The sequence below is a fragment of the Clostridium tarantellae genome, assembly GCF_009295725.1.
Taxonomy (GTDB): Bacteria; Bacillota; Clostridia; order Clostridiales; family Clostridiaceae; genus Sarcina; species Sarcina tarantellae.
The window spans coordinates 1-26,392 of record NZ_WHJC01000002.1; the positions used below are offsets into that span (position 1 = coordinate 1).

Sequence of the window (26,392 nt, forward strand, 5' to 3'; positions counted from 1 at the left end):
ATATTAAATAGTTTTATATAGCCTTAAAATTTTATAATTTAAATATATTAATTAAATATATATTTTTAGAAATTCTCATAAACTAAAATAAATAGTTTTTGGGGGATTTTTATGAAAAAATATACTTTAGAACAATTGTCTCAATTATCTATAAAAGATTTTAATAAAAATTTCAAATTTTTAGGAGAAGGAATTTCTCGTAGAGTTTATAGTATAAATAAATATTTAGTAGTAAAAGTAGCAAAAGGGGAAGATGGAATACACCAAAATTTTGTAGAAAATTATGTATTTAATAATTGTGCTGTTAAATATAAAAAATATTTATGTCCTATTTTGTATTATAATAATAAAATTTTAATAATGCCTAAAGCTGAACCTTTTTTAAATGTTTTGAGACAAAATTTTATAGATTTATCCTTAATAAGAGATGAGGTAACAGTAAAACAAGATATATTTAATTTTTCCTGTGAATTTATGTTATTTTTAGATGATTTATATTCTCCTAGTTCTTGGGGAATGATATATGATAATTATTATTTAATAGATTATGGTTGTACCTCAGATATAGGTGATACACTTTATGAAAAACTCTTTGGTATTTATTGTAATTAGTTTATTGTTACTTTTTTAAATATTTATTATAATAAGTTATAACAATTTATATGAAAGGTGTGTTCACATATGAATATTAAAGAAAATTTTTTAAGAAAATATGCTAAATTAGCTGTTCACATTGGAGTAAATGTACAACCAAATCAAACATTAGTGATAAGTTCACCTATAGAATGTGCTGATTTTACTAGACTTGCTGTAGAAGAAGCTTATTTAAAAGGAGCAAAAGAAGTAGTTGTTCAATGGAATGATGAAATTACTTCTAAATTAAAATATATTTATTCACCTATAGAAATTTTTGAAAATATTCCTGAATGGATAAAAGAATCAAGGCTAAGTTATGCAAGGGAAGGAGCTTGTTTCTTAAGTATTTCTGCATCTGATCCTGAATTACTTAAAGATGTAGATCCTAATAAAATTGCAACTTTTAGAAAAGCTTCTAGTCTATCATCTAAAGAATTTAGTGATAGACTAATGAGCAATGAAAATTCATGGTCCATAGTTTCTATACCAACTATTGGCTGGGCAAAAAAAGTTTTCCCTAATGTTAGTGAAGATATAGCTGTAGAAAAACTTTGGAATGAAATATTTAAAATTGTTAGAATAGATAAAGAAGATCCTGTTAAAGCATGGAATGAACATACTGAAAATTTAAGGAATAATATGAATTTCTTAAATAATCAAAATTTAAAATCTGTTCATTTTAAAAACGCATTAGGAACTGATTTAATAATTGAATTAGTTAATAATCATTTATGGGTAGGTGGAGCTGAAAAAACTAAAGATGGTATAGACTTTATAGCTAACATGCCTACAGAAGAAGTATTCACTATGCCTAAAAAAACTGGAGTTAATGGTATTGTTTACAGTTCAAAACCTTTAAATTATGCAGGAAATCTTATTGATAATTTTTCATTAACATTTAAAGATGGTAAAGTTATAGATTTTTCAGCTAAAAAAGGTTACGATACTCTTAAACATATTTTAGATACTGATGAAGGTGCTAAATATTTAGGTGAAGTTGCTTTAGTTCCTTTTAATTCTCCTATTTCTAACTCTGGAATAATATTTTTCAATACTCTATATGATGAAAATGCCTCTTGTCATTTAGCTCTTGGAAAAGCTTATTCATCTTGCATTGAAAATGGTGAAAATTTAAGCAAAGAAGATCTTAAAAACTTAGGTTCTAATGATTCATTAACTCATGTTGATTTCATGATAGGAACATCTGATTTATCTATAACTGGATTAACAATGGATGGTAAAGAAATTAAAATATTTAATGAAGGAAATTGGAGTTTCTAAACTCTAAAAATTAAGGATGAGAATATAAATTTCTCATCCTTAATTATATATATTATAATTCATCATAATTTTCAACATTAAGCTTTTCTATTTTTGTAACTTCATTTATATTTAATTGTTCTTTTTCTATTTTCCTTTTACCTAAAGTTAGTATACTAGGAAGTACTGCATCAATTTCTTCTTCACTATAAATATTATTATCATCCATTTTTAAAGATTTAGATACTGAATAAAGAGCTCTTCTAGAAACTGCTTTTGTATCCATATGAATTGTTTTTAAATCTTCAACAATTTTATCTCTTTTTACTGCTAAATCATTAAGATCAGCACTCTCTAATCTTAAATAGTATAATAAATTTAATAATCTTTCTCTTATATATAAAAACTGTAATGATTTATCTTTAAATTCTTTATATAACTCACTTAAATTATAAGTTTTAGTATAGGTAGTTACAAATAAAGTAATCATCGATACAATAGCTGTTATTATCTCTAAGGTTTTACTTTGATCAAGTACAATTGATCCAATAATTCCTGAAGTAGTTATAGTAGATGCTAAAATTTTAACTATTTCTAAAAAATTAAATCTTCTCATATATATATTAGCTTGATATTCTTGTGTTTTATGTCCCCAAACTACATCTGCATAAAGTTGTCTTAATTGAGATTCTAATATTTTTTTATCTAATGACCATGACTTACTTATTTTAATCACCTTCAATATTAGTTCTTTAATATTATAATACTATTTTTTATTAAATTTGTTCTAATAAATTATTTTTATCTTTTATAAAAGAAAAACACTAGGCATTAACCTAGTGTTTTTCACATTCGAGATAAATCTATAAGCCGAGTTCTGTATTTGACAATCATCTATCTAGGCCTACCGTTGCCGATAAGCTCAAGCGACACACCCAGGGACGGAGCGGGCAACTCCATTTATCCCTCTATTCGGTCTTGCTTCAAGTGGGGTTTACATAGCCATATAGTCACCTATATGCTGGTGAGCTCTTACCTCACCTTTCCATCCTTACCTAAAAACTAGGCGGTATATTTCTGTTGCACTTTCCTTAGAGTCGCCTCCACTGGCCATTAACCAGCACCCTGCCCTATGAAGCTCGGACTTTCCTCTCCTAATGCTTAAACATTAGCAGCGATTGTCTGACTTACTCGATGAATTAATATTATCATATATATATTTTTTTTACAACGTTAATTTTTAACAATTAAAGATTAACATAAGTAATGTTAATATTCCTATACCAAAAAATAATATTAGACCAACCTTTGTTAATAACAATAATACTACTAATACTATGAATATAATCCATAATATACATCTATCTGGAGGTATTTTTCTCTTTCCTTTAGATTTTCTTCCATAAAATTTGTTTAAATTTCTAAGTCGACTTTTTAACATCCGTTGAAAATCCTTATTAAAATTTACAAAAATTAGTCTATCTTTAATTTTTTTATCATTAACTCTAATCATAATTATTACATAACCTATTTAATTAATATAATATATTATATGATTTTATTGTTTTAATTTACTACAAATTTACATATACTCTAAAAATAATCATTTAATTTTTAATCCCCTACCCCAAAATCAGTATTTTCAAATAAAACTTCTATGTTTTTATTATTTTTTAAATAATAATATTTTTTTACAAACCAATTTATTAATTCTTCATCCCTTTGAAATTTTGTAGTATTATTAGTCCATATGTTTATTGTTCCATGAGAAAAGTTATGTAATAAAATATCTATATCCTTATCTATCATTTCTTTTGTTTGACCTTTTATGCCTACCATAATACATACTGAATTAAAATATTTTTTTACCTCTTCAACATCTTTAAATCTAACATTTTTATTTAATATTTCATTTCTAAAATTATTATCAAAAGTTTCTATTCCAGTTTTAAATATTATAGGTATTCCAAAATATTTTCTTATTTCATTTAACTTATTTCTATAACACCAATGACTTTCAAAAAATAATTTTTTAATATTTTTTTCTACTACAATTTTTTTTATTTCCTTTAAAGTTTCCTTTGGTAATTCAAAAACACTTCCAGAATTAATAACTTCTAAAACTCCATAAACTCCTGTTATATTGTTAAGAATTTCATTATTTAACCTAATCATTTCGTTTTCGTTTTTACAATTATCTTCTATATAATCACAAAAACTACATTTTCCCCATATGCACGGAAAGGATTTTAAAAGTACAATTTCTCTTTTATTTTTATCACTAATTATGTTATATCTATCCATTAATTATTCGTTGTCAATTAATTACAATACTTAATAATAGTTATTAATTTTTTACTTAATCAGTTTTAATTTATATTATATTTATAAATTTTATAAAATTGACAACTTCTCCTTTTTATTTCTTTTTATTTTATATTTTTAAAATTGTATAAATCAATTTAAGTATTAATATCCACTTTTTTTAGTAAAAATATCTTTTCTATTGAATATATTATTAGTTTCTAATTTATTTTTTAAACTTAAAGGTATTCTTTTTATAACTGATATCATTAATATACAAGCTACTAATTTATCTAAATAATCTGTAAAAAATTGAACTATAAATGCACTTATAATTGGATTAACACCTAAATTATTTAAAGTTATTAGTATATAACTTGACCCTGATGAAGTTAACCCTTTAAAAACAAAAGCTGTTATAATCGCACCAGTAAAACTTACAAATATAGTAATTACCAACACAGCTATAAATATTTTTTTACCTCGCATAAACCCTTTGTTATATAAAAATCCAGCAAATAATCCAGTAAAAATTTGTACAGGTGCAAAATATAATGAGTATATATCAAAAGTTATTCCACTAGTTATACTTCCTAAAATTCCAGTTATTACTCCCCATAATGGTCCTAATAAAAATGAGACCATAATAGTTCCTAAAGAATCTAAGTATATAGGTAATCTTAAAGTTAATGCTATAAAAGATCCTATTATATTTAAAGCAATTCCTATTCCTACCAACGTTATTTTTAAAGTTTTTGCATTATTCATTTTCTCCCCCTAGCTACCGTATTTTTTATTGTTTAATATTAAATCTATATCATTTTTATTATTAGAAAATATTTTTTTTAGAAAACTTTTCATAAACTGCTGTGCATCAACCTCATATAATATCTTACAGTTTGGAGTTTTATTATAAAATTTTTCTTTATCAACTATCGTTTGTCCTACAGCTATTCCTTCATTTACTATATCCACATAAGAATCAAACCCATTACAAATACTTTTATTTATAAAATATTCTACTGCTAATGGATCATTTATTACACAACCTAAAGTTCTCTCTTGATTCCAATGGAAATCTACATAAAACTTAGTTATATCTACTATAAAGTTTCCTATGGACGTATTAAATTGTTTTATAAGTTCGATTAAATTAGGAGTTAGTACTATTTCTCTAGTTACATCTAATCCTACCATGGTAAAAGGTTTTTTAAATTTTTTTATGAATTCACCTGCTGCATGTGGATCAACCCAATAATTGAATTCAGCAACTGGTGAGCAATTTCCATGACTTTTATATGTTCCTCCCATAGATACTACTTCTTCAACTTTATTAAAAATAACATAATCCTTTTTTAAAGCCTTATATAAATTAGTTAAAGGCCCTAAAGCAATTATGCTTAAATCTTTAATATTATTTAAACTATTTAATATAAAATCTACAGCACCTTCATTTAAAAGTTCATTGTAAACTTCACTATAAAAAGTCTCCCCTAAACCATCTATTCCATGTGTATCTTGTGCTGTTACTAACTTTTTAACTATAGGGTTAAATTCTCCAATATATACTGGTATATCTAATCTACCCATAAGTTTTAACACTTTTAAAACATTCTTTGCTCCTTGTATTGAATCAACATTTCCAGATACTGTTGTTATTCCAACAACATCTAACTCCTCAGACTTTAATGCTAAAATTAATGCTAATGCATCATCTATTCCTGGATCACAATCAATAATAACCTTTCTCTTTTTCATTCTTACTACTCCTTTTTTTTATAAAATAAAAATACATTCAAAATAAAAAAAGCTTCATTACAGACGCACTAAGGGTATAGTATGCCTATAATAAGCTCTAATAATCCTTAGTTTTTTATAGATGGAGGTTTTCGAACATCTACCAAGAATATTTTTATCTTGGACTTCACATATTAAATTAATAAATATAAAAAATTCTATACTTTTTATATTATACAATATCATTAAATAAAATTGTATGGGTCTTTGCTATTTTTAGAAATAAAAATAGTTAAATTTTCACCTTTATTATTTATTTCTTCAATCACTTTTTCATTAACTTTTTGTAAAACAGTCCATTCTGAATTAAAATGACCTATATCTATTATTGATAATCCCATTTCTTTATAGTCAGAAACATAATGATATGTTGTATCTCCTGTTATAATTAAATCAGCTCCTAATTTTTTTGATACTTCAAAAAAATCTTGCCCACTACCATTAACTATAGCAATCTTTTTAATATTTTTATCTAATTCTCCTACATATCTTAAATGTTCTATCTTTAATGTTTTCCTAATATTATTTAATATATTTTCAAGTTTTATAGTTGAATCTAAATCTACAATTCTACCTATGCCACAATTGTTATCTAAATTATTTTTACTTATTATCTTAGAATTTTCAAAACCTAATATTTTTACTAATGTATCATTTAACCCATCTTTTACTGAATCCCAATTAGTATGTGCTGAGTATAAATTTATATTATTTTTTATTAACTCAATAATTTTTTTACCTAATAATGTATCTGTAGTTATACTAGATGGCTTTCTAAAAATTAAAGGGTGATGAGTTAATATTAAATCTACCTCTAAATTTTTAGCTTCCTCAATAACATCTAAGGTGCAATCTAAAGCTAAAAGTACTTTATTAATTTTACTTTCTCTATCTCCTACCATTAATCCTACATTATCAAAATCTTCTTTTAAACTTATAGGTGCTATAGCTTCTATTATTTTTATTAATGAATTTAATTTCAATTATACCATCTCCTTAAGAGCTCCTATTGTTTTATTTAAATATTTTTTTCTATTATTTGCTGAATCAGTATCCTCTTTAATATAATTTAATATATTTTCATATCTATTTATTTTATGCTTAATATATTCTTTTATCATAGGATGATTTTGTTGCATTAAAATTGGACTTATTTCATAATTAATTTTATTTTCTAATAATAAAGGTTTTTTATTTTCATTATATTTTACCTTAAATAACTCATAATACTTATCTTCATCTTTTATTAAATCTTCATTTATAATTTCAAATTTATTTATATATAAATATTCTCTTAAAACTTCTGGATTTTGTGCTGGTTGAAGTATTATAAAATCATATAATTTTATTTTTTCTAAATCATCTATTAATATATCTCTAGTTAAATTGCCTCCCATACCTGCAATAATAACACCATTTACTTCGTTATTTTTTAGAGGCTTTAATCCTCCACCTAAACGACATTGAATCTTAGATGTTAATCCTTCAAATGAAACATTAATTTTTGCTTTTTCTATTGGACCTTTATTTATATCAGAAGCAATAGCTTTTTCACAAATACCTTTCTTAACTAAATATATAGGAATATATCCATGATCCGTTCCTATATCTGCTACACTTTCACAATTATCTACATAGTTTGCAATAATTTTTAATCTTAAGCTTAATTCCATATTATCCCACTTTCTATAAATAAGTTATTAATATTTGCATTTGTATTATAAAAAACAATAATGCACTTAATAAAGATAAATAAATATATCTACAAGCTAATTTTTTATCATACTTTGCACTAAAATAGGCTGCATAATACATACAAATAAGAAGCATCATATTTAAAACACCATACATCATTTGTTTAAATGCAAATTGCTTACCTGTACCAAATACAACTGGAATAAAATGAGCATCAAATGTAACTGGCATCTCATTAGGTAATTTGCCTAATAAATATAATATAAATGGATTTATTATAATTATGATTATTAATAAACTCACTATTATAAATGCAATATAAACATTTTTTTGCTTAAAAATTTCTTTCCAATTATATTTTTTGACTTTAAAATCTTTTTCTTTAAATCCTCTTGAAAAAATTTCTTCTTTAAATTCATTAAAATTATTAGGTGAAATTCCATAACTTATATCTGAAGTATATAAGTATATAACATCAGAACTATTACTTACAAACATTCTAGCAATTCCTACTTTATCTACAACAGCTCTTCCAAGACAATATTTATGCTTTCCAACACCTGATAATTTAAACCCTTTTATATTTTTAGATTGAATGTTAACACCTTCTATTTCATTAAAAGGAATTTCTATTTTCTTTAATCCAAAAAAACTTTTTATAATAACTTTATCTTTATCAAGTATATAAACAAGTGAAAAATCTAAAATAATATAATATAAACATATTAAATTATAAATTATTATAGCTAAAAAAATAATTTTTCTTTCTAAATAACCTTCTATAGAACTACTTAATAACCACACTAAAGCATTACCTAAAATTAAATATATTAACAATTCAATAACTCCATACCCTCTTTTAGGCTTGTATGTTTTCATTCTTTTCACCCCTTTTTATAATTATATCATATTTAATTTCTAATTGAATAATATTGCTTTTATACATTATAAAAAAATTAGCACCTATATATAGGCGCTAATCTAAATAATCCTTTAACTTTTTACTTCTACTTGGATGTCTTAATTTTCTTAAAGCTTTAGCTTCAATTTGTCTAATTCTCTCTCTAGTAACATTAAACTCTTTACCTACTTCTTCTAATGTTCTAGCTCTGCCATCATCTAAACCGAATCTTAATCTTAAAACTTTTTCTTCTCTAGGAGTTAAAGTATCTAAAACGTTAATTAATTGTTCTTTAAGCATTGTAAATGCAGCAGCTTCTGCTGGTGCTGGTGCATCATCATCTGGTATAAAATCACCAAGATGTGAATCTTCTTCTTCTCCTATTGGAGTTTCTAAAGATACAGGCTCTTGTGCTATTTTTAATATTTCCCTAACTTTATCAACTGGCATATCCATATGCTTAGATAATTCTTCTGGTAATGGATCTCTCCCCAATTCTTGTAATAATTGTCTTTGAATTCTTATAAGTTTATTTATAGTTTCAACCATATGAACAGGAATTCTTATTGTTCTTGCTTGATCTGCTATTGCTCTTGTAATCGCCTGTCTTATCCACCATGTAGCATAAGTTGAAAATTTATATCCTTTTCTATAATCAAACTTTTCAACAGCTTTTATAAGACCTAAGTTCCCTTCCTGTATAAGATCTAAGAATAACATACCTCTTCCAACATATCTTTTAGCAATACTTACTACTAATCTTAAATTAGCTTCTGCTAGTTTTTTCTTAGCATACTGATCATCTTCTTCTATTCTTTTAGCTAAAATTATTTCATCCTCTGAAGATAATAGCGGAACTTTACCTATTTCTTTAAGATACATTCTAACTGGATCATCTATAGCAATACCTTCTGGTACAGAAAGATCTAACTCTTCCTCTACACTATCCTGTTCAATATCACTAATAACTTCTATCCCCATTGATTCTAATACTTCATAAATTTTTTCAATTTGATCTGGACTTAAATCTATTTCATCTAATTCATCCATTATTTCTTTATATGTTAATGAACCACTTTTTTTACCTTTATCTATTAATTTTTTAACTAACGTCATTTTGGCGTTTTTATCTTTTACATCAGCCTTAGTGCCTTTATCTTCTCCAGCTTTGCTTTTAGTTACTTTCGCCATATTATTTTTGCCTCCTTCCGCCATACAACTATTTACTCCTTTCTAGTTCCTTAAGTTTATCTGCAATTCCTTTAGTTTTTTTAACAAGCTCTAAAGATTCTTTTATCATATTTTTTCTTTCATATTCTTTAATTTGCTTTAGGATATTGCTTTTTTCATTCTCAAGCTTATACTTCTTTATATGATATATATAATCTTTCACGAGAATTTCTATATCAGAAGAATGTTGTAAAATTTCTAATTCTGAAATTTCCAGCCATTCTTTTAATATTTCAGGATCTTTACATCTAATTTCTATATGATTTAATAAATCATCAAAACCTAATTGTTCAATTGTATCTTCTATAATTTTTAACAAATTTTTATGATTTTCTAAAATAAAATCTTCAATATTTAAATATTTTTTTATTATTGAATAACCATCTTTTACACAATACAATTTTATTATACTTCTTTCTGATTTTAAATAAGCAGGTTCTACATATAATTTTGTTCCATATTCTTCCTTATTATTCATACTTTCAATATTTCTGTTCAAGTATGTCATTTTATTATTTAATAAGTCATATAACGCCTGCTCTTTTATAGATGTTTGTTCTGCTATTTTTTTAATATAGATGTCTTTTTCTACAGGATTTAATGTAGATAATATTTCTACTACTTCATTAGAATATTTTATTAAATCTTGTTCTTTAGAAAAATTTATGCCTTCTTTAGCTCTTTTTAATTTATAATCAATTAATCTATCAGCTTTATTAATAAGCTTCAAAAAAGCATCTCTTCCATTAACCCTTATAAACTCATCAGGATCTTTACCTTGTGGAACTTTTAGTATGTTTACTTCTAATCCTGCATTTTTTAATATTTCTAATCCTCTCATTGTTGCATTTTGTCCTGCAATATCTGCATCATAAGATATTATTACTTTATCTACATATCTTTTTAATAATCTTGCTTGATTATCAGTTAAAGCTGTTCCTAAAGATGCTACAGTATTTTTAATATCATATTGATGTAATGAAATACAATCCATATATCCTTCTACTATTATTATAGTTCTATCTTTTAAACCACTTTTTAGAGCAAAATTTAATCCATATAAATTAGTTCCTTTTTGAAAAACTAATGTTTCTGGTGAATTTAAATATTTAGGCTTAGAATCATCTAAAACTCTTCCTCCAAACCCTATAACATTTCCTTTGTAATCAAAAACTGGAAATATAACTCTATTTCTAAATCTGTCATAGAATTTACCTTTTTCATTTTTAATAGCTAGCCCAGCTTCTAATATTAAATTATCATTAACTCCTTGTGATCTTAAATAGTTAATAGTATTTTGCCATCCATCTTTAGCGTATCCAAGACCAAAACTTTTTAATATACTTTCTGTTATTCCTCTCCTTAGAAAATATTCCTTAGCTTTGTAATTTGCATGTAAATTTGCAAAAAAATATCTAGCAGTTTGTTTATTTATATTATAAATTATTTCTTTTTTTCGTTGATTAGCAGATAATTGCTTTTTATTGTAATATAACGAAATATTTGCTCTATCTGCTAATTCTTCTACTGCTTCTATAAAATTTTTATTTTTATTTTTCATTACAAAACTTATTACATTTCCAGCCTCACCACAGCCAAAACATTTAAATATTTGTTTATCTTGTGATACACTAAATGAAGGTGTTTTTTCATTATGAAAAGGACATAGACCTGAAAAATTTCTGCCAGCTCTTTTTAACCTTACTACTTCAGAGATTACATCAACAATATCATTTTGTTCTTTTACTTTTTCTATTATATCCTCTGGAATTTGCAATGAAAATAACCACCTTTTTTATTTTTTTCAACAAATTATTATATATTCGACAACAATTGCGTTATTCCTTCTTAATTTTTAATTTTTTTATTTTTTTTTAAATTTAATATATTTTTCAAATGCAATATTTATATTTTAGCAATATTTATTCTTATTTATTCCTATTAATTTTAATAAATAACAAATTTAGGAATGTAAATTTTATTAAATTCATTGATACAATAATCATCAGTCATTCCTGCTATATAATCAGCAATTCCTCTATGTATTCCTTCTTTTTTACAAATATTAATATAAAACTCAGGCATTTTATGGGGATTTTTGTAATAATATTCTATCATGTGATTTAAAATAAATTTAGCTTTATATCTTTCTTCATTTAAAAAGTCTCCTAAATAAATATTTTTAAACATAAATTTTCTAAGTTCAGTAAGAGCTTCACCTATTTCTTTACTAAGTTTAACTTCATTAATACCTAATTCTATATTCTTCCCAGTAATTTGCACACAATCTTTAACTAAAATATTTATTCTCTTACCATTAGAATTCCCCAAAACTTTTATAATATCTCTTGGAATATTACTTTCTGATAATATACCAGCTCTAATAGAATCATCAATATCATGATTTACATATGCTATTTTATCGGCGAATTTTACTACTTGTCCCTCTAATGTTATAGCTTTTGCTGAAGATTTATCAAATCCACTATGCTTTAAGATTCCATCTAAGACCTCTGTCGTTAAATTCAATCCTTTTCCTTTATTTTCAATTTTTTTAACAACTCTAATACTTTGATGATTATGTTTAAATCCTTGTGGTAGAAACTCTTGTAAAACTTCTTCCCCTATATGTGCAAAAGCTACATGTCCTAAATCATGACCTAAAGCTATAGCTTCTACTAGGTTCTCATTTAATCCAATACCTACTCCTATAGTTCTAGCTATTTGAGCTACTTCTAAAGTATGAGTTAATCTTGTTCTATAATGATCACCAAAAGTTCTAATAAATACTTGAGTTTTTCTTTTTAATCTTCTAAATGCTTTACTATGAATTATTCTATCTCTGTCTACCATATAACACGTTCTTATATCATCTAATTCTTCTTTTTTTTCTCTACCTATAGAATTCACAGAAAATGTAGCCTTTTTATTTAACGTTAATCTTTCAAATTCCTCAAATTTCTCTCTTATTTTCATAAAATCACCTACTTAAATATTATTCTATAAATTTCTTTAAAATCCTTTTACAATAATTATATTTATCTTTTACATTTTTTTTAAAAGTAATACTTTTAAATTAGTTATTTAATAAAATTCTCTTTTTAAAGTATAATGTATAAAATTTAATAATATGTTTGTAATATAGAATTTATAAATGGGAGGTTTTCATGGTTAAACATAAATCCATGCCTAGTGAAACTGATTTAAACTTTATTGCCAAAAACAATATACTTCCCTTGTATGGGTTAAAAAATTCTTCTATTGAACAAATTAAAATTAAAAATACAGATAAACATAGAGCAGTATTTAAAGTTTCTTCCCAAAATAAAAACTACTGTTTAAAAAAAGTTTATTATTCTGAAAGTGATTTATTATTCGTATATTCAACAATGGAATGGTTATTTAGAAATGGAATAAAATTACCTAGATTATTGCCTTCATTAAATAATAATAGATATATAAAAAATAATGATTTTCTTTTTATTTTAACTCCTTGGATTGAAGGAGATAAATGTGATTTTGATAATCTTCAAAACATATACAGTTCTTCTATAACTTTAGCAACTCTTCATAATGCTGCAAAAAACTTTAAACCAATTGAAGGCAGTAATATAAAAGAGGGATATGAAAATCTATACATATCCATTTCAACGCACTTTTTAAAAATACTTCAATGTTATAATAGTGCTATTAAAAGAAAAGATTCTTTTTCAAAAATATTTTTAGATCAATTCCCTTTAAATTTTAATTTAGCAAAGCATTCAAGTTATATTGCATCTACCATAAACTTTGATAAACTTTCTAAATCTCTTTGCCATGGAGACTATGTTAACAAAAATATTTTAATTATTAATAATGAAGTTTGGATTATAGACTTTGATAATTGTTGTTTTAAATATTCTATTAATGATTTATGTTATTTTTTAAGAAGATTATTAAGAAGAAATTATACTGCATGGGATTTTGAAGTAGCTAAAAATTGTATAGAAAAATATAATTCCATTCGTCCTATAAATAAAGATGATGCTAAATATCTATTAAGTTATTTAAGTTTTCCTCAAAAATATTGGCGTTTATCTAAAGATTATTATAACAATGTAAAAAAATGTAACAAAGATTCTTTTATAGATTTATTAATAAAATATACAGAAATGTCTCAAGAACATTCCTTTTTCATCAGTAAATTACAAAATTACCTTATTAAAAATTTCAATATTTAAAAAAAATCCTATTAAGATATTATTACCTTAATAGGATTTTAAAAAATTAATTTTTTATTAACTTAAATATTATCTTTTATTTTTAACTTGTGCTTGTGCAGCTGCAAGTCTTGCTACTGGAACTCTAAACGGTGAACAACTTACATAATTCAAACCTAAACTATGGCAGAATTCAACTGAAGCAGGATCTCCTCCATGCTCTCCACATATTCCAAGTTTAATATTTTCTCTTGTAGTTTTACCTTTTTCACATGCAATTTTCATTAATGCTCCTACACCAGTTTGATCTAGCTTAGCAAATGGATCTTGCTCATAAACTTTTTTATCATAATAATCAGCTAAGAATTTACCTGCATCATCTCTTGAGAATCCAAATGTCATTTGAGTTAAATCATTAGTTCCAAATGAGAAAAACTCAGCTTCTTTAGCAATTTCATCTGCTGTTAATGCAGCTCTTGGTATCTCTATCATAGTACCTACTTTATACTCTAATTCAACACCTTTTTCTTCCATAACTTTTTTAGCAGTTTCTACAACTACATCTTTAACATATTTTAATTCTTTTATTTCTCCAACAAGAGGAATCATTATTTCTGGAACTACATTGAAACCTTTATTTTGTTTAACTTCTATTGCAGCTTCAATTATAGCTCTTGTTTGCATTTCAGCTATTTCTGGATAAGATACAGCTAAACGACATCCTCTATGACCCATCATTGGATTAAACTCATGTAAACTTTCTATTGTTCCATTTAATTCTTCAACACTTAAATCCATTTCAGAAGCTAAAGCAATAATATCAGCTTCATCTGTTGGTAAAAATTCATGAAGTGGTGGATCTAAGAATCTAATTGTAGCAGGTCTATCTTCTAAAGCTTCATATATTCCTATAAAGTCTTCTCTTTGCATTGGAAGTAGCTTTTCTAATGCTTTTCTTCTTTGATCTTCATTTTTAGCAACAATCATTTCTCTAACTGCAGCTATTCTATCTTCAGCAAAGAACATATGCTCTGTTCTACATAATCCTATTCCTTCAGCTCCAAACTCTACAGCTTGTTTAGCATCTCTTGGAGTATCTGCATTAGTTCTAACTTTTAGGCTTCTTATTTCATCAGCCCAATTCATAAATGTTGCAAAATAACCTGTAATTTCAGGTGTTACAGTATTTAATGCTTCTGCATATATGTTTCCTGTAGTACCATCTATAGAAATAAAATCTTCAGTAGTCAATACTCTACCTGCAATTTCTAAAGTTTTAGCTTCTTCATTAACTTTTAATTCACCACATCCTGCAACACAGCAAGTTCCCATTCCTCTAGCAACAACAGCAGCATGTGAAGTCATTCCACCTCTTACAGTTAATATACCTTCAGCAGCTATCATTCCTTCTATATCTTCAGGTGAAGTTTCTAATCTTACAAGTACAACCTTTTCACCATTTTCATGTCTCACTTTAGCTTCTTCAGCAGTAAATGATATTTTACCGCATGCAGCACCTGGTGATGCTGGTAATCCTTTTGCTACTGGATTTACTTTTTTCATTTTCTCTTCATCAAATGTTGGATGAAGTAAAGTATCAAGTTGTTTTGGATCTACTTTTAATATAGCTTTTTCTTTACTTAACATTTCTTCTTCAACTAAATCAACAGCTATTTTTAAAGCTGCTTGAGCAGTTCTTTTTCCATTTCTTGTTTGTAAGAAATATAAAACTCCATCTTCTATTGTAAATTCCATATCTTGCATATCTTTATAATGTTTTTCTAGCTTATTAACTATATCCATAAACTGTTTGTATATTACTGGATTTTGCTCTTCTAATTGAGAAATTGGTTGTGGCGTTCTTATACCAGCAACAACATCTTCACCTTGAGCATTCATTAAATATTCTCCATATATTAAATTTTCTCCAGTAGCAGGATTTCTTGAGAATGCAACACCAGTACCTGATGTTTCACCTTTATTACCAAATACCATTTGTTGTACATTAACAGCAGTTCCCCATTCTCCTGGAATATCATTTAATCTTCTATATACTATGGCTCTTGGATTATCCCAAGATCTAAATACAGCTGTAATAGCTTCTATTAACTGTGTTTTTGGATCACTTGGGAATTCCTCACCCTTTTCTTTTTTATAAAGTACTTTAAACTGTCCAACTAACTCTTTTAAATCATCAGCAGTTAAATCTGTATCAAAATGTACACCCTTTGATTCTTTCATTTCATCTAATAATTCTTCAAATAATCTTTTTTCAACATCCATAACAACATCAGCAAACATTTGAATAAATCTTCTATATGAATCATAAGCAAATCTTGGATTATTTGTTAATTTAGCCATTGCTTCTACAGCTTCATCATTTAAACCAAGATTTAATATAGTATCCATCATTCCCGGCATTGAAACTCTAGCACCTGATCTAACTGAAACTAATAAAGGATTTGTAAGAGACCCAAACTCTTTGCCTGTTTGTTCTTCTAATTCCTTCATTTTTTCATGAATTTCTTCTATTATCTGTGGAGCTATCATTTTTCCATCTGCATAATATTTATTACAAGCCTCAGTTGTTACTGTAAATCCTTGTGGTACTGGGATTCCAAGAGTAGTCATATCTGCTAAGTTAGCACCCTTACCTCCCAATAAATTTTTCATACTTGCATTACCCTCACTAAAAAGGTATACATACTGCTTTTTCTCCATCTCAATACTCCTCCATTCCAAACCATATATTAGTTTTTAGAATCTATATTCTAACAGAGCTATAGCTCCGATAGATACCCTACTCATAGTTGCCTAACATAACAAATAACTTTGTTATATTAGTTTTTGAAACTTTACCCACAATCTTAAGTTTTTCTTTGCCCTCATTATCTCTAATTCTCTCAACTACTGGTACCGAATCTATTTCATGTTCTATTATTTTTTTTGCTACATTATAAGCATTGTCATCTTCTTCTACACATATTATGTTTGGCATTCTAGTCATTATAATACCTATAGGTACTTTATATATATCTGTACCACCTATTGCTATTTTCAAGAAATCTTTTCTTGAAACAGCTCCAGTTAAATTTCCTTCGTTCTCTACAAACATGGTTCCTACATCATTTAAAAATAAATGTACAATTGCATCATATACCATATTTTGTTCCGTTACTGTAACTGCTTTAGACATTATATCTTTTACTTTAATGTTTATTATTTTTTCATATAATAAACTACTAGAATTTTTCTCAGAGTATACATATCCAACCTTTGGTCTAGCATCTAATGTTCCTAGCATAGTAAGAATAGCAAGATCTGGCCTTAACGCTGCTCTAGTAACGCCTAATTTGTTAGCCAAAGTCTCTGAAGTAATTGGTTGCCCCTCTTTAACTAACTTAACAATTTCTTCTTGTCTAGGTGTTAACTTCACTTAAAATACTCCTCTCCATGCTACTAATTGAAAATAAATAAGCATTTTTACTAAACTTTTATTGGAATTTGTTTACATTTAAAGTATATCATAGTATGAAATTTTTGAATATATCAAATTTTCCGAAAAATCCTTCAAATTTAACCAATATTGCTATTTATTTTCATTTTTTGCTTTCTGGCATCTTTTTCCTTTTATTTACATATTTATTTTATTTTTCCATTTCTTCAAAGTTTACTGTGTAAGTAAAATTAGATTCATTATCTAAATTATATGTTTTACTATTATCTTTAACTTGTTTATTATTTTTTTCAGTTAAATCATTTTTTATAGATTCTTTAAAATCAGAAGTTTTATCTTTTACTTCATTAGCTAAAGTTTTTGCTTTTTTAGTAAAATCTTTTGTTGCATTTTTTACTATTTTATTTACTATTTCTACTGTGCCATCAACTTTTGTTATTTCAATAACTAATTTAGTAGCTACTGCAGTAACAACACCTACTGCTAAAACAGGAGGATATAATAAAGCTATTGCACCTGCTGCCAATCCAGCATTTACTGGAATATCAACTAATGTTTTATCATTCTTTTTAATTTTAACCCTAGATATGTTTCCTTTTTTTAAAATATCTTTTAACCACAACTTTAAATCATCTAAAGTTTCAACTGCTATCTCAGATTTTTGTTCACATTTATTCTCATATTCTTCTTTTTGTTTATTTTCAATGTAAATAAGTGCCTCTAAAACATCTCCATTACATTTCTCTAAAGCTTCTTTTGCTTCTGCATAAGTTACATAAGTTCTATCAATTATTTGATCAACCTTTTCTAAAGTTATATCACTCATTATATCACTCCTTTATAAATTTTAGCATTTCTAAACTTTTAGGTTTTCTAAAATAATTAGAAGAAATAATAAAAGATGTTACTTTAAATAATTCTTCCTTTATTTCATTAGTTAATGTTAATCTATATACTTTATCTAGTGTTGTATTATTTAAAAATCTCAATGCATTATACGTAGCTTTATTAATATAAATACCATGCTCTTTGCTACACTCATTACAAATTCCACCATAATGAAATAAACTTATATAATTTGAAACACTTAATTTTTTTTTACACATAACACAATTATTAAAGTTTATTTCATAACCAGTAGCTTTTAAAAGTTTTAATTCAAAAGACCTTACTAATAACTCGTAATCAATAGCATCAGTATCTAATAAATATAAGCACGCTATAAACTGCCTATATAAATAATTATTTATTTCTCCATCTTCAACACAAATATCAATTAATTCACATAAATATGTGGAATAAGTAAGCTTCTCTAAATGGTTTAAAAGCCCTTGAAAAGAGCTTTTAATCCTACCTTCTGATAATGTATATAAATTTTTACCTTTAAAAACTAAATATTCACCATAACATAAAGGAAGAGCTAGAGAAAACAGTTTGCTTTTATTTTTTCTTGCTCCCTTTGCTATAAGTGTTATTTTTCCTAAATTCTCAGTAAATACCCATAATAACTTATCATTTTCTCTATAGTCCTGAGCTTTTATTATCACTCCACTAGTTTCTATAAGTGACAAAAGCTATTCCCCCTTTTATTTCTTTTTATAACCTAATTCTTTAAGAAATAAATTATTGTCTCTCCACTCTTTTCTCACTTTAACCCAAATTTTTATATTAACTTTAGCTCTTAAAAATCTTTCTAATTCATATCTTGCAGTTTCACCTATTTTCTTTAATGTTTGACCATTTTTACCTATTATTATTCCCTTATGAGAATCTTTTTCACAAATCAAATCAACTTCAATATTATATTTTCCTTTATTGTCTTGTTTCATTTGAATTATATCAACTGCAATACCATGTGGCACTTCTTGGCTTAAATTTCTTAATGCTTTTTCTCTAACAATTTCTGATACAACAAATCTTTCTTGAACATCAGTAATCATATCATCTGGATAATACTTAGGACCTTCTGGTAAATAATTCACCATAAGTTCTAATAATTTATCTGTATTTTTCCCTTTCATAGCTGAAATAGGAATTATTTCACTAAAATCAAATTCTTTTGAATAATTAGCTAAAGTTTCTGCTACTCTATTCGGAGTAGTTTCATCAATTTTATTTAAAACAAAAAATACTGGAGCTTTTTGTTCTTTTAATTGTTCTAATATAAATTTATCACCTCTTCCAACTTCTACATCTGGAGTAGTTAAAAATAATACTAAATCAACATCTTTGATAGAATCTTTAGCACTGTTAACCATATACTCTCCTAATTTATGTTGAGGTTTATGTATTCCTGGAGTATCAACAAATACTACTTGATAATTATCTCCAGTTAATATTGTTTGAATATTATTTCTTGTTGTTTGTGGTTTATTAGAAACTATAGATAGTTTCTCACCCATAAGTAAATTAAGTAAAGTTGATTTTCCTACATTTGGTCTACCAACTATAGTTACAAATCCTGATTTAAACATATTTCCTCCTATTTATTCAAGTCTTTTTTAGTAAAAGAACCTGGTAATATTTCATCTAATGTTGTTTCTATATAATCATTTTCATTTTTTACAATATATATTTTTATATCTCCACTTTCAGCAAATTCAGCAATTACTTGTCTGCAGATACCACAAGGATATGTGTATCCATTAATATCTCCTATTAAAGCCATTTCTTTTATTATCTTATTTCCTTTGGAAACTCCATTAAAAATAGCAGTTCTTTCAGCACAATTAGTTGCTCCATAAGATGCATTCTCTATATTACATCCCGTATATATTTTTCCATCTTCAAATAATATAGCTGCTCCAACTTTAAAATTTGAATATGGACAATATGCCTTTTCTCTTGCTTCTATTGCTAATTTTATTAATTCATTTTTCACAACTTAACACCTTCCAATCAAATATTATTTGCATTCAATAATTTTATATCTTATATCAATTATATCACTATTTTTAAATTATATTTAACTAAATATTTTAAATATTAAAATTGTCATTAATGTTCCAAAAATGGCTCCAGCAATAACTTCCCATATGCTATGAACTTCTGAATCCACCCTACTTTGTGCTGTTATTAAAGCCATTAAATAACTTAATATTATAACTATATGAGAAGAATTAATTAAAGAAATTGCTGTAGCTAAAGAAAATGCTATTGCACTATGTCCTGATGGCATTCCACCCTTTAAAGGAGTGCCTTCTCCAAAATATGCTTTTAATATAATTGTCAATAAACATATTATAACTAATACTATAAATATTATATACGGATCTGTTTCTTTAATTTTATCCATAACTCTGTAAGTTATCTGTGTAAGTTTATCCCAAAATATTAGATATCCTACTAATATAGCATTTATAGCTGTTACAAGTACAGCTCCAGCAGCAGTATTTTTAGCAATTTTAGCTAAAGGATGATAGTAATTAGTAGTTAAATCTATAGCACTTTCTATAGCTGTATTAATTAGCTCTGCTGCAATGACCATAGTTATTGTTATTGCTAAAATTATAAATTCTAATTTACTAATATCATATACGAAACAAGCTGTTAGAATACATAGTGCTACTACAAAATGTATTCTCATATTTCGCTGGGTTCTTAAAGTGTATATTAATCCTTGAATTGCATAATTAAAGCTATCAATTAACTTTCTAACTCTCACACTCACACCTTCTTTTAGTTATTTCTTGTTATGTTTAATCTAGTTAAAATCTCTTCCTCTCTTTTTCTCATAATTAATTTTTCTTCTTCTTTCATATGATCATAACCTAAAAGATGAAGCACAGAATGAGTTACTAAATAACAACTTTCTCTAATAAAAGAATGATTATATTCTTCACTTTGCTCCTTTGCTCTTTCTAATGATAAAACTATATCTCCTAGTACTAATTCATTTTCATCAAAATATGTTTCATTAAAAATATGATTTAAATAGACTTCTTTATAAACTTTACCTTGTGGATAATCAATCATAGGGAATGATAAAACATCTGTTGCTTTATCTATATTTCTACATTCTTTATTAATAGTCTTTATTTCTTCATTATCAACAAATACTAAAGATATTTGGCAAGCTTCTTTCACCTTTTCTTCAGCTAAAACAAACTCTATTACTTCTATTAATTTATTTGAAAAGTTTTTATCTAAATTAAATTTATTTTGTCTATTGTTTAATAATATCATTAACTATTTATTCTCCTTTTTTATATTTTCTGTTGGATACTCTATTCTTTCATGATATATTCCATGTAAAGCTTTTAAAAAACATTTCTTTATTTTATCAATATCCTTTAATGTTAATTCACAATTATCTAATTGACCTGAATTAAGTTTATCTTTAATTATATTATTTACCATTTCATTTATCTTTTCCTTAGAAGGATCATTTATAGATCTAACAGCTGCCTCAACTGAATCTGCAAGCATTAACACACCCTGTTCCTTACTTTCTGGTTTAGGTCCACTATATTTAAAATCTTCCTCTTTAACATCCTCTGGATTTTTAGCATTATTTTTAACTGTTAAATAAAAATATTTAACTAAAGTATCTCCATGATGACTAGCTATAAAATCACTTATAACTTTTGGCACATTATATTCCTTAGCAAGTTCTAACCCATCCTTTACATGAGAAATAATTATATGTGCGCTTAATTTAGGATTTATTTTATCATGTGGATTTTCTTTGCCAATTTGATTTTCTCTAAAAAAATAAGGTCTTTTAGTTTTCCCTACATCATGATAAAAAGCTCCTATTCTGGCTAATAAAGGATTTCCTCCTATTTCTTCTGTAGCTAATTCTGCCAAATTTGCTACAAGTACACTGTGATGATATGTTCCTGGTGCCTCCATTAATAATTTTTTTAATAATGGATGATTAGGGTTAGATAATTCTAATAATTTTACTGTAGTTACTACATCAAAAGTTGATTCAAAAAATGGTAAAACACCTATAGCTAATACACCACCTAATATAGCTCCTCCAGCAACAAACAAACTATCAACTAAAACCTCTACAAAATTATTAGTGGATAATGTAGATATTCCTAAGCATAATATTGAACTTATTGCTGCTACTCCTATAGACAAATATAATATATCATTTCTCTGTTGCATTTTTTTTAAAGATGTTGCACTTAATATTATACTAACAAGAGAAACAGCTATTATATTAGGATTAAATCCAACTACTCCAGCTATTAATATTAAATTTAAAATACTAAAAATTAAAGAAAGCTTATAATTTAATAATAAAGTTAATAATATAGGTGAACATATTACTGGTATTAAAAAAAATGATATTGAACTAAATACTCTAGATAATATTATAGCCATAATATTAACTAAACTTATCATAATAAGTTTTGGAAAATCATAATAAACACGCTTATAATTTTTATATAAATACCAATATTGTAAATAAAGAACTAAAAAAACTACTACGGCTAAAGATACATAAATGTACAAATTAAATTTAGATTCATTTAATAAGCCTAAAGAATTTAATAATTGCAACTGATGAGCTGTAACTGGCTCTCCTTCTTTTACAATTATTTGATTTTTCTTTATTACTATAGGTGAAATATTTTTTAATGTTTCTTTAACTAGTTCATCTGTTTTTTCTTTATCATAAAAAAAGTTTGACTTTATTAAAATAAAACTTATTTTATTCAATATTTCTTTAACATTATTGTTAATAGAACTATTATATATTACATCTAAAGCAATACGTCTTGCCTTTTCTAGCTCTTGTTCCTTTTGTTCTTCTATTGGATTTTCATAAGCCTTTGTAATTGCATCATTTAATATTTGTTCTGTTTTAGTAATTTCATCTTTATTTAAAGATAATAATACACCTAACTCATTATCTGTTAACTTAAAACTATTTTCATTTATCAATAATTTTATTTTATCCTCTAAAGGAATTTCTTTTCCGTTAATTTCTAATAATTTATTAAAAAATATTTTTATAGAGTCTAAACTTTGTTTCTCTACATCTGTTTTTAAAGAATATTGTTTATCGACTTTATCTATAGCTTCTTTTTTTCTTGCTTCAGTAGCTGATTCATCTATTATTTCTCTTTGGGCTTTAATATCTATTTTAGGAATATCTCCAACACTTAAATCATACTTTTTAGTGACTAATGCTGTAGCTAATGTAGTATATATAATAATAAAGGTTATAATATACAATATAATAGTTCTATAATCAGCTATCATTCCAGATACTGTTTTAAGTATTTTTCTCATAATTCACTCTCACTTTCTCTTCTTATTGTATAACTATATTTAAATTTTATTAGTAATTTATTGCAATATCTTGCTCTATAACAAACATTACCTTAAGCCTTATTTTACCGTCACCTAAATTTTCAGTAGAAATTATTTTATCTACAACCCGTGCTTGTTTAGTAACTTCTTTTAAAACTTCTTCATTTAATAATTCTACAGTTTTATTTATAATTTCATCTTTGCTATTTTTTAATTCTTTATTTGTTTTTTCATAATAAATATTTTTATGAATAAACTTATTGCTTCTCTCTATTTTATCATAACTCTCAAATACTTTAGTAGGCTTTTTTAGATAAATTTTCTTCCCACAAATTTCAATATATATTTCTTCCTCTATATTTCCAGTACGCTCTTCTACATTGCCTTCTACTTGAATATCTAAAGTTTTTTCATAAAATGTATTAGCTATCACCTTGCCTATTGCCTTTGTTTCATATTCCAATCCTTCTTTACCTTGATGTGGCTCAATTAAAACATCTCCTCTTTTAATCATATCTCCTGGTTTAACAATTGCAGTTCCAGCGGTAGTATATATTCTCTTTACTTCCCCATCCATAGATGCTAATACATTCTTAACAGTTTCATTATTTTGTCTCATAGGAGGTGTTATTTTTTCTTCTATTTTAATTTTTAGTGTAGATCCTTCTATTCTAGCATTAACCCACATTATATTGCCATTACTATCTTCAAGCTTTTTCTCTAACTCATATACATTCAACTTATTTTTATTTATTCCAGGCTTAACACCCATATTTTTTAGTTCTTCTCTTACTTCAAATGGGGCTAAGTATCTTTTTGTATCTATATCTATTCTCCAAACAAACGTGGATAAATACCCTAAAATTATTATAAATAATACTATGCCTATTAATATTCCTATTTTTGTTTTTAATCCCTTAACAAAAAATATCATACCTTTTTTTGAAACTATATTTATTTTTCCATTTAATCTTTTTACAACATCTTTAACCTCTTTATAGTTTATATAATCTATAGTCATTATAAGGGTGGATACATCTTTTTTCTTTACATTATGTATCTTTATCCCTCTATTCCATAAAGCATTAAGTAATTGTTCTCTATTAAAAACTATAACTTGCACTTCAACAATACCAGATTTTAAAAAATTAAAGTTCATCTATAGATCCTCCCCATAACTAAGACCTTTAAATTTTCCTCCAACTGTTATTGTATTTCCTCCAATAAAAATAATTTCTAAATTTTCACCCTTAATATTTAAAACTCCTAATTTTGTATTAATTTTCATAAACTCATCTTCAAAAGATAAAATGCCTTTATGATTTTCAATAATTACTTCACACTGACCAACTACTGTTACACTAGGAATTCCAGCTACTATTTCCTTAGGAAAATCCATACCTTCTGCTACTGTCAACTTTAAATTGTTCAATTTCTGCTCCATAATACCTCACTCCCATAAAAATATTTTTCATTGTAATCTATGAAAAATTAAGGTGTTTTATTCTAATTTTATTAATTGTTGTAATTTATAAAAAATTCTTAAATAAAAAAAGAGTTCGCAAATACGAACTCTTTGTTTATTTAAAAACTTTTTAACTATTTGATTCATAAGTCTTACTTTAAATAAAACTTTTAATGCCACTTAGTTCCCACTTCTACAGCTGTTTGGTTTATAAATTTTCTAATTTTATCTTCACTTAACTGCTGAGGAAGGTAATTTCAACAGGATTTATTTTAAATCTGTTTATTTCCCTTTTGGAACTCAAGCATAGTTATTGGCTTTGCTTGATTTCTTTGCTAAGATTTATATAACCTATTCATCCTCAAGCTTAACACTATCAGTTTTTAAAACTAAAAGTATTGCAGACTAGGTATTACTTAATAAGTTCACCTATAGCCCCTTGAAGTATTTCTTTAATCCAGGGTATTAAACATAATACCTTCTTTCAAAAGAAATTCAATTTAAACTACTTGAATTTTCTCTTTCTAGCAGCTTCTGACTTTTTCTTTCTCTTTACGCTTGGCTTTTCATAGTGTTCTCTTTTTCTTACTTCTGAAAGAACTCCAGCTCTAGCGCATTGTCTCTTAAATCTTCTTAATGCTTGCTCTAATGATTCATTTTCTCTTACTCTGATTTCTGACATTCTTTATCCCTCCCTCCGCTAGCGTAAATTATTAATGTAATTCACAGCTGTGGGCCTAAATAACACACGCTATATTATACAATAATGTATTTGATACTGTCAAGAAGTTAACATTAATATTTTTTATATTTAGCCTGGTGGCCATTGTAGATTTCTTCCACCTAATACATGAAAATGAATATGACCTACTGTTTGACCTCCGTCTTGCCCACAATTAGTAACTACCCTATATCCACTTTCTTGAATATTTAATTCCTTTACTATTTTATTAATAGCAACAAAAATATGTGCTATAATTTTACTATTATTTTCATCAATCATGTTTACACTTTCAATATGTTCTTTTGGAATTACAAGTACATGGACTGGAGCTTCTGGATTTATATCATGAAAAGCTATAACTTTATCATCTTCATAAACCTTTTTGCTTGGAATTTGCCCTTTTCCTATTTTACAGAAAATACACTCTGACATAAAATTCACCTCCCATTCT

27 protein-coding genes, 1 other RNA gene and 1 riboswitch are annotated in these 26,392 nt (G+C 25.9%); of the genes, 3 read left to right on the plus strand and 25 right to left on the minus strand.

The window, feature by feature from the left end:
• Positions 1-111 precede the first annotated feature (111 nt).
• Together GBZ86_RS00365 and GBZ86_RS00370 are read left to right on the plus strand one after the other, a co-directional pair.
• A complete protein-coding gene (locus tag GBZ86_RS00365) occupies positions 112-612 on the plus strand; it encodes a hypothetical protein (RefSeq protein WP_152886672.1) in 501 nt (166 codons plus the stop codon).
• Between the two features lie 69 nt (positions 613-681).
• Positions 682-1,917 (plus strand): aminopeptidase, encoded by a 1,236-nt coding sequence (locus tag GBZ86_RS00370; protein ID WP_152886674.1) that lies wholly within the window; start codon positions 682-684, stop codon positions 1,915-1,917.
• A gap of 52 nt (positions 1,918-1,969) precedes the next feature.
• Here GBZ86_RS00370 and GBZ86_RS00375 read toward each other — a convergent pair whose 3' ends face one another.
• The 12 genes from GBZ86_RS00375 to GBZ86_RS00430 all read right to left on the minus strand — a co-directional run bounded on the left by GBZ86_RS00375 (position 1,970) and on the right by GBZ86_RS00430 (position 12,799).
• Positions 1,970-2,632 (minus strand): SLATT domain-containing protein, encoded by a 663-nt coding sequence (locus tag GBZ86_RS00375; RefSeq protein ID WP_170272124.1) that lies wholly within the window; start codon positions 2,630-2,632, stop codon positions 1,970-1,972.
• A gap of 113 nt (positions 2,633-2,745) precedes the next feature.
• An RNA gene (gene rnpB, locus GBZ86_RS00380) (RNase P RNA component class A) lies at positions 2,746-3,090 on the minus strand.
• Between the two features lie 46 nt (positions 3,091-3,136).
• The gene (locus GBZ86_RS00385) at positions 3,137-3,409 is read right to left on the minus strand and encodes a hypothetical protein (RefSeq protein WP_152886678.1); all 273 of its coding nucleotides are present in this window, start codon (positions 3,407-3,409) and stop codon (positions 3,137-3,139) included.
• Between the two features lie 101 nt (positions 3,410-3,510).
• Entirely contained in the window at positions 3,511-4,200 is a 690-nt protein-coding gene (locus GBZ86_RS00390) for a radical SAM protein (RefSeq protein ID WP_152886680.1), read from the minus strand.
• Between the two features lie 165 nt (positions 4,201-4,365).
• Positions 4,366-4,968: an ECF transporter S component gene (locus tag GBZ86_RS00395; RefSeq protein WP_152886681.1), complete on the minus strand. Its 603-nt coding sequence runs from the start codon at positions 4,966-4,968 to the stop codon at positions 4,366-4,368.
• A gap of 9 nt (positions 4,969-4,977) precedes the next feature.
• Complete coding sequence (locus GBZ86_RS00400; RefSeq protein WP_152886683.1) at positions 4,978-5,958, minus strand: nucleoside hydrolase; 981 nt, start codon at positions 5,956-5,958, stop codon at positions 4,978-4,980.
• Positions 5,959-6,059: 101 nt separating this feature from the next.
• Positions 6,060-6,104: riboswitch (PreQ1 riboswitch) on the minus strand.
• Between the two features lie 78 nt (positions 6,105-6,182).
• Positions 6,183-6,980, minus strand: a complete 798-nt coding sequence (locus GBZ86_RS17775; protein ID WP_152886684.1) for a Nif3-like dinuclear metal center hexameric protein — start codon at positions 6,978-6,980, stop codon at positions 6,183-6,185.
• Positions 6,981-7,670 carry a tRNA (adenine(22)-N(1))-methyltransferase gene (locus GBZ86_RS17780; RefSeq protein WP_152886686.1) on the minus strand — a complete coding sequence of 230 codons (690 nt, stop codon included), beginning with the start codon at positions 7,668-7,670 and terminating at the stop codon, positions 6,981-6,983.
• A gap of 13 nt (positions 7,671-7,683) precedes the next feature.
• Complete coding sequence (locus GBZ86_RS00415) at positions 7,684-8,571, minus strand: PH domain-containing protein (protein ID WP_152886688.1); 888 nt, start codon at positions 8,569-8,571, stop codon at positions 7,684-7,686.
• 97 nt (positions 8,572-8,668) lie between these two features.
• Positions 8,669-9,808 (minus strand): RNA polymerase sigma factor RpoD, encoded by a 1,140-nt coding sequence (gene rpoD / locus GBZ86_RS00420; protein WP_207707411.1) that lies wholly within the window; start codon positions 9,806-9,808, stop codon positions 8,669-8,671.
• 4 nt (positions 9,809-9,812) lie between these two features.
• Positions 9,813-11,600, minus strand: coding sequence for a DNA primase (gene dnaG, locus GBZ86_RS00425; RefSeq protein WP_152886691.1), 1,788 nt, complete (start codon positions 11,598-11,600; stop codon positions 9,813-9,815).
• A gap of 170 nt (positions 11,601-11,770) precedes the next feature.
• Positions 11,771-12,799 (minus strand): deoxyguanosinetriphosphate triphosphohydrolase, encoded by a 1,029-nt coding sequence (locus tag GBZ86_RS00430; RefSeq protein ID WP_152886693.1) that lies wholly within the window; start codon positions 12,797-12,799, stop codon positions 11,771-11,773.
• Positions 12,800-12,990: 191 nt separating this feature from the next.
• On the opposite strand from GBZ86_RS00430, the gene GBZ86_RS00435 reads away from it, so the two are divergent.
• Positions 12,991-14,043 carry a CotS family spore coat protein gene (locus tag GBZ86_RS00435; protein ID WP_152886696.1) on the plus strand — a complete coding sequence of 351 codons (1,053 nt, stop codon included), beginning with the start codon at positions 12,991-12,993 and terminating at the stop codon, positions 14,041-14,043.
• Between the two features lie 69 nt (positions 14,044-14,112).
• On the opposite strand, the gene ppdK is transcribed toward GBZ86_RS00435, so the two are convergent.
• The 13 genes from ppdK to GBZ86_RS00500 form a co-directional block, all read right to left on the minus strand.
• Positions 14,113-16,743 carry a pyruvate, phosphate dikinase gene (ppdK, locus tag GBZ86_RS00440; protein WP_152886698.1) on the minus strand — a complete coding sequence of 877 codons (2,631 nt, stop codon included), beginning with the start codon at positions 16,741-16,743 and terminating at the stop codon, positions 14,113-14,115.
• A 79-nt stretch (positions 16,744-16,822) separates the two neighbouring features.
• Positions 16,823-17,458: a transcriptional regulator CcpN gene (gene ccpN / locus GBZ86_RS00445; protein ID WP_327443355.1), complete on the minus strand. Its 636-nt coding sequence runs from the start codon at positions 17,456-17,458 to the stop codon at positions 16,823-16,825.
• 211 nt (positions 17,459-17,669) lie between these two features.
• Entirely contained in the window at positions 17,670-18,305 is a 636-nt protein-coding gene (locus GBZ86_RS00450) for a DUF4342 domain-containing protein (RefSeq protein WP_152886700.1), read from the minus strand.
• Positions 18,306-18,309: 4 nt separating this feature from the next.
• Positions 18,310-19,041, minus strand: a complete 732-nt coding sequence (gene recO / locus GBZ86_RS00455; RefSeq protein WP_327443403.1) for a DNA repair protein RecO — start codon at positions 19,039-19,041, stop codon at positions 18,310-18,312.
• 24 nt (positions 19,042-19,065) lie between these two features.
• The gene (era, locus tag GBZ86_RS00460; RefSeq protein ID WP_152886704.1) at positions 19,066-19,953 is read right to left on the minus strand and encodes a GTPase Era; all 888 of its coding nucleotides are present in this window, start codon (positions 19,951-19,953) and stop codon (positions 19,066-19,068) included.
• 8 nt (positions 19,954-19,961) lie between these two features.
• Complete coding sequence (locus GBZ86_RS00465) at positions 19,962-20,360, minus strand: cytidine deaminase (RefSeq protein ID WP_327443359.1); 399 nt, start codon at positions 20,358-20,360, stop codon at positions 19,962-19,964.
• A gap of 84 nt (positions 20,361-20,444) precedes the next feature.
• Positions 20,445-21,143 carry a diacylglycerol kinase gene (locus GBZ86_RS00470; protein WP_327443361.1) on the minus strand — a complete coding sequence of 233 codons (699 nt, stop codon included), beginning with the start codon at positions 21,141-21,143 and terminating at the stop codon, positions 20,445-20,447.
• 14 nt (positions 21,144-21,157) lie between these two features.
• On the minus strand, positions 21,158-21,664 hold the full coding sequence (ybeY, locus tag GBZ86_RS00475) for an rRNA maturation RNase YbeY (RefSeq protein WP_152886706.1): 507 nt from the start codon (positions 21,662-21,664) through the stop codon (positions 21,158-21,160).
• 3 nt (positions 21,665-21,667) lie between these two features.
• Positions 21,668-23,731, minus strand: coding sequence for an HD family phosphohydrolase (locus GBZ86_RS00480; RefSeq protein ID WP_152886708.1), 2,064 nt, complete (start codon positions 23,729-23,731; stop codon positions 21,668-21,670).
• Positions 23,732-23,780: 49 nt separating this feature from the next.
• Positions 23,781-24,911, minus strand: coding sequence for a sporulation protein YqfD (gene yqfD / locus GBZ86_RS00485; protein WP_152886710.1), 1,131 nt, complete (start codon positions 24,909-24,911; stop codon positions 23,781-23,783).
• A complete protein-coding gene (gene yqfC / locus GBZ86_RS00490) occupies positions 24,912-25,196 on the minus strand; it encodes a sporulation protein YqfC (protein ID WP_152886712.1) in 285 nt (94 codons plus the stop codon).
• Positions 25,197-25,722: 526 nt separating this feature from the next.
• A complete protein-coding gene (gene rpsU, locus GBZ86_RS00495; protein ID WP_055259333.1) occupies positions 25,723-25,899 on the minus strand; it encodes a 30S ribosomal protein S21 in 177 nt (58 codons plus the stop codon).
• Between the two features lie 129 nt (positions 25,900-26,028).
• On the minus strand, positions 26,029-26,373 hold the full coding sequence (locus tag GBZ86_RS00500) for a histidine triad nucleotide-binding protein (RefSeq protein WP_152886713.1): 345 nt from the start codon (positions 26,371-26,373) through the stop codon (positions 26,029-26,031).
• Positions 26,374-26,392: the final 19 nt, after the last annotated feature.